We start from the raw sequence: 11,066 nt of genomic DNA, 5'->3' as shown, positions 1-11,066 counted from the left end.
TCAACGCCACGGGTCGTAGGCGATCGGTGTCTTCGCAGAGGGAGCACGGGGAGTCTGCGAGGACGGCCGGGCCCTACCGCCAGCCCCCGCGCACCCGGCCGGGCCCCGGGGCCGGGCGGAACAGGTTGCCCGCGGTGGAGGGCGCCGACTCGCGCTGCGACAGGCCCCACCGGTCCAGGCCGATCGACAACGCCCGCTCCGCCGAGCGCGGCCACAGCCGGTACTGCGCGACCAGCGCGCGGCCCAGCAGCCCGCCGACGATCGTCTCCCCGCGCGGGCGCCGCAACCGCCGCACGACCGCGGCCGCCACCCGCTCCGGGGGCAGCGGCGGCGGCAGGGCGCGGACCCGGCGGCCGGTGCGGTTGGCCGCGTCCTGCCAGATCGGGGTGTCGATGGCCGTCGGGAACACCGTGCACACCTCGACGCCGCGGACCCCGGCCAGCCGCAGCTCCTGGCGCAGGCACGAGCCGAGGCCGCGGATGGCGAACTTGGCCATGGTGTAGCCGGCGCCGTAGGGCTGGGCGACGATCCCCAGGATCGACGACAGGTTGACGACCACCCCGTGGCCCTGCGGGACCATCCGGCTCAGCGCCGACCGGCAGCCGTTCACGCAGCCCCCGAGGTCGACGTCCAGGACGCGGCGGACCTCCTCGGGGGGCGCGTCGAGGAACGCGCCGAACATCTCCACCCCGGCGGAGTTCACCCAGCCGTCGACGCGCCCGAACCGCTCGACGGTGGCGGCGGCGACCCGCTCGACGGCGTCGGCGTCGGCCACATCGGCGGAGAGCGCGAGCGCCTCCCCGCCGCGGGCGCGGCACTCCGCCGCGGTGGCGGCCAGGCCCTCTTCACCCCGGGCGACCAGCACCGTCCGGGCGCCGCGGGCGGCCAGCAGGTGCGCGGTCGCCCGGCCGATGCCGCTGGTCGCGCCGGTCACCACGATGACGCTGCCGTCGATGCGCATTGCCGCTTGTACCCGGTCGGCGGCGTCCGACTCCCCGTCACCCCCCCCCGGCCAGCCGATCGGGCCGTTCGGCCCTACCCTGCCCGCGTGATTGCTGTGCGACGGGAGACGGCGGCTGACGCCGAGGCGGTCTGGCGAGTGCTCGCCGACGGGTGGCTGTACCCGTCGTGGGTGGTCGGGGCGTCGCGGATGCGCGACGTCGACGAGGGCTGGCCCGCGGTGGGGACCATGCTGCACCACTCCGTCGGCGCCTGGCCCGCGCTGATCAACGACACCACGTCGGTGACGGGCTGCGTGCCGGGTCGGGAGCTGATGCTGCGCGGGCGCCTCTGGCCCCTCGGCGAGGCCGACATCCGGCTGCGGCTCGAACCGAACGGGGACGCCGGCGGCGGCTGCACGATCACCATGGAGGAGGACGTCGCCAGCGGGCCGACCAAGCTGCTCCCCAAGCCGGTCCGCACCGCGATGATCGTCCCGCGCAACGTGGAGGCCCTGCGCCGGCTGATCTACCTGGCCGAGGGCCGGTCCCGGTAGATCAGCTCCAGCGCGCCGGAGGTCACCTTGCGGCGCAGCTTGCCGCGCAGGCCCTGCTCGCCGAGCGCGGCCCTGGCCGCCAGGTAGCCGCACACGCCGTGCACCCCGCCGCCGGGGTGCGCCGACGCGCTGGCCAGGTACAGCCCGTCGACCACCGTCTCCGGGCGGCCCAGGCTCGGCACGGGGCGGAAGACGAGCTGCTGGAACAGCTGCGCGGTGCCGCCGTTGACGGCGCCGTGCTCCAGGTTGGGGTCGGCCGCGGTGAGGTCGGTCGGCAGCTGGACGTGGCGGTGCAGCACCGTCGAGCCGAAGCCGGGGGCGTGCTCCTCGATCACCGCGTCGATCCGGTGCGCCACCTCGGTCGCTGACTCGTCGTCGCTCACCTTCCGGGGCATGTGGGTGTAGGCCCAGACGCTCTCGGTGCCCTCCGGGGAGCGGGTGGGGTCGGTGGTCGTCATCTGGCCCAGCAGCATGAACGGCGAGCGCGGCAGGGTCTCGGACTCGATGTCGGACGACCACCGGGTCAGGCCGCGCCCGTCGGCCCCGAGGTGCACGGTGCCCGCGCCCGCCACGTTGGGCGACGTCCACGGGATGGGCCCGTCCAACGCCCAGTTGACCTTGACGACCGGGGTGTCCCACTCGAAGTGCTCGAGGTCCTCGTGCAGCCGGGACGGCAGCGCGTCGGCCGGCAGCATCCGCTGGTAGAGCGCGGGTGCGGAGACGTCGGCGAGCACCGCCCGGCGGGCCCGCACCGTCAGCCCCGCCGCGGTGTGCACGGCCACGGCGCGCCCGCCCCGCACGTCGATGCGCTCGACGTGCTGGCCGGTGCGGATGTGCGCCCCGGCGGCCAGCGCGCGGCGCTCCAGGGCGGCGGCCAGCTGCCCGGCCCCGCCGCGCGGCGCCGGGAACCCGTACTGCTGGCCGAGCATCACCAGCAGCCAGCCGTAGACGCCGCTGATCGAGGCGTCCGGCGGGGCGTCGGCGTGCACGGCGTTGCCGGCCAGCAGCAGCCGGGCGGGCTCCCCGCCGAACAGCTCCTCGGCCATCCGCGCGGCCGGCAGCAGCGCGAACCGCAGCATGCGCAGCGCCTCGGCCGTGCCCAGCCTGCGCAGCAGCGCCACCGGGCCGCGGACCGGCGGGAACGCCGTGAACAGGGTGCGCAGCACGAGGTCGCTGAGGTCGTCCCACTGGGCGCACAGCCGCAGCCAGGCCTCGCCGTCGCCGTGGTGGTGCTCGTCGAGGCCTGCGGCGGTGCGGTCGCGGTCGCGGTGCAGCACGGCGGCCGGGCCGCCGTCGGGGCGCGGCGGGTGGGCCAGCACGGCCGGGGCGTGCACCCACTCCAGCCCGTGCCGGTCGAGCTCGAGGGAGCGCAGCACCGGGGAGGCCGCGCCGAGCGGGTAGAAGGCGCTGAACAGGTCGGCGGTGAACCCGGGGTGCAGCTCGGTGGACTTCACGGCGCCGCCGACGACGTCGTGCGACTCCAGCAGGCACACGTCCCACCCGGCGTCGGCGAGCACCGCCGCCGCCACCAGTCCGTGGTGCCCGCCCCCGATCACCACCGCGTCCGCGGTCAACTCCTCGGCCATGCCCCGGAGTGTGGCCCGCGCGCCCGCACCCGGCACCCGCTGACCGTCGAGGACGAAACCGTCGTGATCAGCAGGGCATGTCGATCACGACGATTTCGTTCTCGACGGCCACGAACGGGTACTGGGGGGCGTGGGCGACGAGGCTGGGCGGACGGAGGGGTGGCTGCGGCCGCCCCGGTTGGCGACCGGGGAGGAGCGCAGCGCCACCCGGCTGGAGCTGTTCTACGACCTGGCCTACGTGCTGGTGGTGGCCGAGCTGGCGGCCGCGCTGCTCAAGAACATGACCTGGGGCGGGGTCGGGATCTTCGCCGGGCTGTTCACCGTCATGTGGTTCTCGTGGGTGAGCACCACGCTCTACGCCAACCGCTTCGACACCGACGACGTGCTGTTCCGCATAGCGCTGCTCACCGACACCGCCGCCGTGGCCGGGTGCGCGGCCGCGGCGACCGGCGGGCTCGGCGGGTTCGACATCCCGTTCGCGGTCTGCTTCCTGATCGGCAGGCTCATCCTGGTCGGGCTGTACCTGCGGGCCTGGTGGCACGTGCGCGACAGCCGCGCGACCATCGTCGTCTACCTGACCAGCACCTCGATCTCGGCGACGCTGTGGGCCGTGTCGCTGCTCGTGCCACCGCCCGCCCGCTACGTCCTGTGGGGCGTCGCCGTGCTGGTCGAGGCCGTGGCCCCGTTCATCGCCACCTGGCGCGGGAGCACCGCGCCGCTGCACATGGAGCACCTGCCCGAGCGCTTCGGGCTGTTCGTGATCCTGGTGCTGGGCGAGGTGGTGGCCGGCATCGTCACCGGCGTGCACGACGCCGCGTGGGCCGGTCCGTCGGTGACGGTCGCCGCGGTCGCCTTCGTCGTCGGGGCCGGGCTGTGGTGGATCTACTTCGACGCCGCCTCGGTGAGCGGGCAGGAGGGGCTCAAGGACGGCGAGGAGGAAGACGAGGAGGAAGGCGGCGCGGAGGACGAGGTCGACGAGCGCCACGACCTCTACATCTACGGGCACCTGCCGCTGACGCTGGGCATCGCGGCCGCCGGCGTCGGCCTGGAGGACCTGGTGCTGCACCCGGACGCCGCGCTGCCCTCGCCCGCGGTGTGGATCGCCGTCGGCGGCGTCGCGCTGGCCGTGGTCGGGGCCGGGGTCGTGCTGGGCGGCGTGCACCAGCGGCTCTCGGCGATGTGGCCGTGGCCGGTGGCGGCGCTGGTCCCGCTGGCCGCGCTCACCCTGCTGGGCGTTCCCGTGCTCGCGCTGGTCGGGATGCTCGCCGCGATCGTGGTGATCTTCGCGGTCGCCGGCGCCCGGCAGAAGCGCAGCGGGTCGACGCCGCGGCCCGAGCCGGCGCCCGCGGCCGGGACCGAGTAGCGCTACCGCTTCACCCGCACCGACATCTCCTGCCCGGCCGAGGCCAGCAACTGCCCGGACGCGGAGAACAACCGGCCATGCCCGGCGGCCCGCCCGCCCGACGCCGACGGGCTGCGGCTCTCGTAGAGCACCCACTCGTCGACCCGCGCCGCCCGGTACAGCCACAGCGCGTGGTCGAGGCTGGCGGTGCGGATCTCGCGGCGCGACAGCCGCTGGCGGCGGAACGCGCCGTGCACCACCGTCAGGTCGGACAGGTACACCAGCAGGGCGCGGTGCAGCAGCGGATCATCCGGCAGCGGGGCGCCGATCCGGATCCAGGTCGCCGACGACGCCGGGTCCGGGTCGTCGTCCAGCGGGCAGGCGCGCATCTCCAGGGCGCCCGCGCGGCTCGGGCCGTCGGGGGCGGCGGCCACCGGCACGCGCGCGGCCAGCTCGTCGGGCCCGGGCCGGGGCGGCATCCCGTCCTGGTGGTCGGGCCCGTCCTCCGGCCGGCCGAAGGACGCCAGCGTGGTCGCGATGACCAGGCCGCCCTGCACGGCGTCGATGCGCCGGGTGCTGTACGAGCGGCCGTCGCGCAGCGGGTCGACGACGAACCGGATCTCGGAGTCGGTGCGCCCGGCCCGCATGAAGTACGCGTGCAGCGAGTGCGGCACGGCCGGCTCGGCGACGGTCAGCGAGGCGGCGATCGTCGATTGGGCCAGGATCTGCCCGCCGAACACCCGCCCCGTCGGCCACTCCGTGCTCGCCGCGGTGAACTCCAGGTCGCCGACGCGCTCGACGGCCAGCGCCCGCAGCAGCTCGTCGACCTTGTCCACCCCGGAGCGGTGCTCGCGCCATGCGGCGGGGTCGGGCCCGGGCGCGGGGACCGCAGCGGCGGTCATGGGGCCGCCTCCATCCGCGCCTTGCGCAGCGCCGAGCGGCGGACCTTGCCGGCCTCGTCGCGCAACGACCGATCGGTCAGCTCGTACTCGCGGGGCCGCTTGTAGGGGGCGATCAGCTCGCGCAGGTGGGCGTCGAGCTCCTCGGCGGTGACGCCCGGCTCGGCCTCGACGATCGCCACGACCTTCTGGCCGAGGTCGTCGTCGGGCAGCCCGATCACCGCGCTCGTCCGCACGCCGGGGTGGGCGCCCAGGGCACCCTCGACCTCGGCCGGGTAGACGTTGGCGCCGCCGCTGACGATGCAGTCGGTGGACCGGTCGGACAGGTAGAGGTAGCCGTCCTCGTCGTAGTACCCGAGGTCGCCGATCGACTCCCAGCCGTTGCGGCTGCGCGACTCCGCGCCCAGGTAGTGGTAGGTCGAGCCGGGACCGCCCTCGGGCATCAGGAAGACCTCGCCGACCACGCCGGGCGGGACCGGGTTGCCGTCGGGGTCCTGCACCTCGAACCGCGAGTTGAGCACGGGGCGCCCGACCGACCCGCGGTGCTGGAGCCACTCGGTGCCGGTGATCGAGGTGGCGCCCTGGCCCTCGGTGCCGCCGTAGACCTCGACGATCCGCTCCGGGCCCAGCCAGTCGATGAACGCCTCCTTCAGCCACGGCGCGCACGGGCCGCCGACGTGCAGCAGCATCAGCAGCGACGACCAGTCGGCCGCGGCCCGCTGCTCGGCGGGCAGGTGCCAGATCCGGTTCATCATGGTCGGCACCAGCTGCGTCCAGGTCACCTCCTGCTCGTCGACGATCGACAGCACCCTGGCCGGGTCGAACCGGGGCAGGATCACCAACCGGGAGCCGCTGAAGAACGCGCGCATGCCGTAGATGAACGCCGCGTTGTGGTAGAGCGGCCCGGCGACGAGGTGGACGCCCCCGGCGGGCACGTAGTCGACCACCGGCACGTCCGGGTCGAACACCGCCCGACCCCGCGCCACGATGATCTTCGGCAGTCCGGTGCTGCCGCCGGAGGTCAGCGCCTTCCAGTGCGTCGAGACGCGGTCGGGCAGCTCGGAGTCGTCGTACCCGGACGGGGTGAACCCGCGCGGCAGGCTCGGCACGCCCCCGTGCTCCGCCCCCAGCACCAGCGCGGGCTGCGCCAGGTCGAGGATCCGGCCGCGCTCGACGGCCGGCAGCTTGACCGACAGCGGCAGCGGGGTCCCGCCCAGCTTCCAGATCGCGACGCACGCCCGGACGAACTCCGCGGAGTTGGGCAGCGACACCGCCACCATGTCGTCCTGGCCGACGCCGCGCTCGGCGTACGCCCTGGCCAGCGCGTTGGTCACCCGGTCGAGCTCGGCCCAGGTGCTGCGGTCGGCTGGACCATCCCCTGGGCCGTCCTCGACGAGCGCGAGCTCGTCCGGCTTCGTCCGCGCGAAGTGGCCGATCAAGCGGCCGATCGACAGCTCGGTGCCCACGTGCCTCCCGTCCCCAGCGACGCCCAGCCCCGCGAATCTCGCACGCCGGGTGCGTCGCGCACTCCCCCGATGTCGTCCAGATCACTCCGCCGCTCCACCACGCGCGCGTGATGCGCAGGACTGAACTGCGCGAGAACCGGGCACGTGAAGGCATGGAGCACTTCACGATCGCCAAGGTTGCCGAGGAACACGACGACTTCCGCCGCGTCCTGTGGACGGGCGAGCACACCCAGCTCGTCATCATGACCATCCCCGCGGGCGGCGAGATCGGCGAGGAGGTCCACGAGGAGAACGACCAGATCCTGACGTTCGTCAGCGGCGTCGGCGAGGCCACCGTGTCCGGCCAGAAGCGCAAGGTGGCGGCCGGGGACCTGGTCGTCGTCCCGGCGGGCAAGAAGCACAACTTCGTCAACACCGGGCCGAACCCGCTGGTCCTCTACACCGTCTACGGCCCGGCCGACCACGCCGACGGGGCCGTGCACCGGACCAAGGAGGAGGCCGACGCGGCGGAGGAGTCGGGCAAGGACGAGCCGCCCACCTCGTGACCGGCCGGAGGCCGGGAGCGGGAGCCGGGGGCCCGGCCACCGCTCCCGGCCGTCACCGGCGGAAGACCGCCGGGCGCTTCTCGACGAACGCCTGCACCGCCTCGCGGTGGTCGTCGGTCACCCCGCAGGCCAGGTGGCGCGGGACCTCGCGGTCCATCGCCGCGGCCAGGTCGAGCTGCTCGGCGTCGAGCAGGTTCGCCTTCATCGACGCCAGCGCCTGGCGCGGGCCTGCCGCCAGGCCGGCCGCGGCGGCCACCGCGTACTCCTCCAGCTCGTCGGTCGGCACGACCCAGTTGAGCAGGCCCCAGTCCAGCGCGGTCGCGGCGTCGACCCGCTCCCCGAGGAACATCACCTGCCGGGCCCTGGCCGGGCCGACCAGCCGGGTCATCCCCCAGACGGCGCCGTAGTCGCCGGAGAGCCCGACCCGGGCGAACGCCCCGACGAACGCCGATCGCTCGCAGCCCACCCGCAGGTCGCAGGCCAGCGCCAGGCCGATGCCCGCGCCGGCGGCCGCCCCGGGCAGGGCGGCGATCGTGGGCTTGGCGAAGCCGTGCAGGCGCCCGGTGGTGGCCTGCTGGGAGGCGCGCTGGCGCTGCACCCGCTCCTCGATGGGCGCGGAGTGGCCGCCGACCTCCCCGCCGCGCTCGGCGAAGCCCTTGACGTCGCCGCCCGCGCAGAACGCGGGGCCGGCCCCGGTCAGCAGGACGGCGCCGATCCGGTCGTCGCTCTCCCACTCGTCCAGCAGCCGGGCGAGGGCCTCGAACATCGCCCCGGACAGGGCGTTGCGGCGGTCGGGGCGGTTGAGGGTGAGGACGCCGACCCCGCGGTCGACCCTGGCGAGCAGGTCGGTGGTGCCGGTGTCGATCCCGCTGCTGACCCGCTGCATGCCCGCTCCTCGCGCCGCGCCGCTGTGAGGTGTCCCCAGTGGTGAGCAAAGCACAGACCGGGCGGGCGGGCACCGCTCAGCGCTTGCGACCCACCCCGCCGAAGCCGTCGACGAGCGCCGGCTCGCCCGCGTCCGGGTGGGGCCGCCACCGGGAGACCGACACGCACCCGGGCGGCAGGAACTCCAGCCCCTCGAAGAAGCTCTCGATCTCGTGCGGCTCGCGGGTCGTGTACGGGACGGCACCGGTGTCGGCGTACTGGACGCCCGCCTTGCGCACGGCCTCCCCCACCACCACGTGGGTGCCGTCGGCGGCCACGAGGTAGCTGCCGGGGCAGGTGCGGTCCATCACGTAGCGGACGAGGTCGCGCGCCTCGTCGAGGTCGGGGATGTGCCCGAGCACGCCCATCAGCAGCACCGCGACCGGGCGGCGCAGGTCGATGTGCTCGCCGACCAGGCGCAGCATGCCGGCCGGGTCGCCGATGTCGGCGTCGACGAAGTGGGTGGGGCCGGTGGCGGCGCCGGCGAGCAGCCGCTCGGCGTGCGCGACGACCTCTGGCTCGTGGTCGACGCAGACGACCGTGGCGTCGGGGGCGATCCGCGCGACGATCTGGTGGGTGTTCTCCACCGCGGGCAGGCCGGCGCCGATGTCGAGGAACTGCCGCACCCCGGCCGCCCCGGCCAGGTGCTCGACCGCGCGCCCCAGGAACGCCCGCGACTCGCGCACGACGTCGACGACCTCGGGGTTGAGCGCGAGCCAAGCGTCGCCCGCGGTGCGATCGGCTGCGGTGTTGTCGGTGCCGCCCAGCCAGTAGTTCCAGATGCGCGCCGAGTGCGGCCTGCTGCTGGTGTCTGTCGGGTCGTCGGTCACGAGGTCCCCCGTCTGATCGCGGCATCGGCCACGCACGGTGTGTTCTGCGGCCCCCACTCTGGCGCGTGAGCCCGACGGTCCCCGACCCGGGGTATCGAAGGAGAGCACTCCGTGACGGAACCGTCACTTGTGCGAGGGGCGGGGCGCCGATCAGATACCCCCTATCGTCTCCGGACGTGACCGCCGCCCCGCCCCCGGAGCCGGGTGGTCTGCTGCCGATCGAGGACTACGTCGCCGCCATGGCGCGCAAGCGGATGGCCGCCGGGGTGCTGATCCGCGACGGCGCCGACCGGGTGCTCTGGGTGGAACCGACCTACAAGCCGGTGTGGGAGATCCCCGGCGGGAACGTGGAGGCCGACGAGTCGCCGTGGGACTGCGCGGTGCGGGAGGTGGTCGAGGAGATCGGGCTGCACCGGCCGCTGGGTCGGCTGCTGGTCGTCGACCACGTGCGCCCCCACGGCCCGATGCCCGAGGGCGTGATGTTCGTCTTCGACGGCGGGACGCTGGAGCCCTCCGAGGTCGACGGCCTCGTGCTGGACGCGCGGGAGCTGCGCTCGGCGGCCCTGCTCAGCGTGGCCGACGCCCGCGCGCTCGTCACCCCGAGGCTCGCCGACCGCATGGCGGCGGCCCTCGCCGCGCTGCACGACGGGAGCACCGCGCTCTGCGACGACGGCGTGCGGGTCGGCTGAGGGGGTTCAGGCGAGCGGGACGTGAGATGCGGGGCCGAGGGACGTGCGGTCAGGGCGGGTAGCCGCCGGGCTGGTGTGGCGCCGATGGTGGTGACCGGCGGGTCCTCCTCCAGGCCGGAGGTAGCCGGCCCGCCGGATTCGAGGCTGGGGTGCCGCGAGACATCGATGGCTGGACGGCCCCGCGCGCTGCCCGGACATTCACCGCGGCCGGTGGGTGGATCGGCTACCTGACCGACCCCGTCGGGTCCCACGGCCGCCGCCGCGGCCACCACGCCGGCACCGCGGCCCGGTAGGCCGCGTACTCCGCCCCGTACGCCCGGGCCAGCGTCGGCTCCTCGTACCAGCGCACGAAGCTCGCCGTGGCCACCCACACGACCAGCGCGTACACCAGCAGCGATGCCCGTCCGAGCAGCAGCCCCTGCCCGACGATCATCGTGACGACCCCCACGTACATCGGGTTGCGCACCCACCGGTTGAACCCCGAGACGACCAGGCGCTCCGTGGGCGCGACGGGCGCCGGCGTGCCCCCCGCCCGCACGAACTGCCCGAAGGCGTGCACCAACGGCACCGCGCCGACCAGCACCGGGAATGCACCGAACGCACGAACCCAGAGCGGCCAGGAATCGTCGACCCGCCACCCGGTGAGGGCCCAGGGAACGAGCCCCACGACCGACCCGGGAACGAGCACGAAGAACGCCCCACTCCCCGCCGCCGCCCACGTGGTGCGCACGCCCCACCCCCGCCCGAATGACCGGACACGACCCCGCGCGGCATTCCATTCCTCCACGGAAGGTACGCCGAGATGGCGTCGCCCGGGACGAGGCTCCACGCGCCCGCCCGAGCCGGGACGAGAGCCACTCTCGTCCTACCTGGCTGGGCGAAGTGACTCTCGCCCAACCAGGTTGGGCGAACGCCACTCTCGCTCCGCCGATGCGGCGCCCAGCGCCGCGAGGCGAGGCAGGCGAGGCGGCGCGCAGCGCCACTCCCCTCCCGAGGCCCCTGCTCGATCCGAGGTCGCCCGCCGCGCAGGCGCCGCCGGAGGCGCTCTTCCACCCCGATCTCGATCAGCCCGCTCGCCCGAGGCTGGGCACGCCGCCCGGCAACGTTCCTGCCTACCGAGGGCGTCCGCGCTCGTCCGCTCCGGGAGAAGAGCTCGTCGAAGAGAGGGGAAGTGCGCCTCCGGCGGCGCCTCCGGCGAGGACCTCGGCTCGAGCAGGGGGGTCGAAGTGCCCCCTGCCGTCGCGTCGCCCCACGAAGGTTGGCATGGCCGTCCCGACCCCCGCCAGCGTG

Annotated in this window: 11 protein-coding genes; 4 read left to right on the top strand and 7 right to left on the bottom strand. The window is 74.9% G+C overall.

What is annotated here, in order from left to right:
• Positions 1 to 73 precede the first annotated feature (73 nt).
• A complete protein-coding gene (locus KDL28_RS23845; protein ID WP_252441713.1) occupies positions 74 to 961 on the bottom strand; it encodes an SDR family NAD(P)-dependent oxidoreductase in 888 nt (295 codons plus the stop codon).
• Between the two features lie 87 nt (positions 962 to 1,048).
• Here KDL28_RS23845 and KDL28_RS23840 point away from each other — a divergent pair, with 87 nt between their 5' ends.
• Positions 1,049 to 1,495 carry an SRPBCC family protein gene (locus KDL28_RS23840; protein ID WP_252441712.1) on the top strand — a complete coding sequence of 149 codons (447 nt, stop codon included), beginning with the start codon at positions 1,049 to 1,051 and terminating at the stop codon, positions 1,493 to 1,495.
• On the opposite strand, the gene KDL28_RS23835 is transcribed toward KDL28_RS23840, so the two are convergent.
• Complete coding sequence (locus tag KDL28_RS23835; RefSeq protein WP_252441711.1) at positions 1,468 to 3,081, bottom strand: phytoene desaturase family protein; 1,614 nt, start codon at positions 3,079 to 3,081, stop codon at positions 1,468 to 1,470. The genes KDL28_RS23840 and KDL28_RS23835 overlap by 28 nt on opposite strands.
• A 130-nt stretch (positions 3,082 to 3,211) precedes the next feature.
• Here KDL28_RS23835 and KDL28_RS23830 point away from each other — a divergent pair, with 130 nt between their 5' ends.
• Entirely contained in the window at positions 3,212 to 4,444 is a 1,233-nt protein-coding gene (locus tag KDL28_RS23830; RefSeq protein ID WP_252441710.1) for a low temperature requirement protein A, read from the top strand.
• 2 nt (positions 4,445 to 4,446) lie between these two features.
• On the opposite strand, the gene KDL28_RS23825 is transcribed toward KDL28_RS23830, so the two are convergent.
• Positions 4,447 to 5,325: an acyl-CoA thioesterase gene (locus KDL28_RS23825; RefSeq protein WP_252441709.1), complete on the bottom strand. Its 879-nt coding sequence runs from the start codon at positions 5,323 to 5,325 to the stop codon at positions 4,447 to 4,449.
• Complete coding sequence (locus KDL28_RS23820) at positions 5,322 to 6,788, bottom strand: AMP-binding protein (RefSeq protein WP_252441708.1); 1,467 nt, start codon at positions 6,786 to 6,788, stop codon at positions 5,322 to 5,324. Before KDL28_RS23820 ends, KDL28_RS23825 begins: the two co-directional genes overlap by 4 nt.
• A 152-nt stretch (positions 6,789 to 6,940) precedes the next feature.
• Between KDL28_RS23820 and KDL28_RS23815 the strand changes: the two genes are divergently transcribed.
• Positions 6,941 to 7,333, top strand: a complete 393-nt coding sequence (locus tag KDL28_RS23815; RefSeq protein WP_252441707.1) for a cupin domain-containing protein — start codon at positions 6,941 to 6,943, stop codon at positions 7,331 to 7,333.
• Positions 7,334 to 7,385: 52 nt separating this feature from the next.
• Here the strand turns inward: KDL28_RS23815 and KDL28_RS23810 are convergent, their stop codons facing one another.
• Both KDL28_RS23810 and KDL28_RS23805 read right to left on the bottom strand, forming a co-directional pair.
• Positions 7,386 to 8,219 carry an enoyl-CoA hydratase-related protein gene (locus KDL28_RS23810; protein ID WP_252441706.1) on the bottom strand — a complete coding sequence of 278 codons (834 nt, stop codon included), beginning with the start codon at positions 8,217 to 8,219 and terminating at the stop codon, positions 7,386 to 7,388.
• 76 nt (positions 8,220 to 8,295) lie between these two features.
• Complete coding sequence (locus KDL28_RS23805) at positions 8,296 to 9,087, bottom strand: SAM-dependent methyltransferase (RefSeq protein ID WP_252441705.1); 792 nt, start codon at positions 9,085 to 9,087, stop codon at positions 8,296 to 8,298.
• A gap of 176 nt (positions 9,088 to 9,263) precedes the next feature.
• Here KDL28_RS23805 and KDL28_RS23800 point away from each other — a divergent pair, with 176 nt between their 5' ends.
• Entirely contained in the window at positions 9,264 to 9,776 is a 513-nt protein-coding gene (locus tag KDL28_RS23800; RefSeq protein WP_252441704.1) for an NUDIX domain-containing protein, read from the top strand.
• Between the two features lie 223 nt (positions 9,777 to 9,999).
• Here the strand turns inward: KDL28_RS23800 and KDL28_RS23795 are convergent, their stop codons facing one another.
• Positions 10,000 to 10,506, bottom strand: coding sequence for a methyltransferase family protein (locus KDL28_RS23795; protein ID WP_252441703.1), 507 nt, complete (start codon positions 10,504 to 10,506; stop codon positions 10,000 to 10,002).
• Positions 10,507 to 11,066: the final 560 nt, after the last annotated feature.

The sequence above is a fragment of the Pseudonocardia humida genome (genome assembly GCF_023898865.1).
In the GTDB taxonomy this organism is placed as follows: Bacteria; Actinomycetota; Actinomycetes; order Mycobacteriales; family Pseudonocardiaceae; genus Pseudonocardia; species Pseudonocardia humida.
The sequence above is the reverse complement of the archived record's forward strand: the minus strand, read 5'-3'. Positions and strand labels throughout refer to the sequence as shown.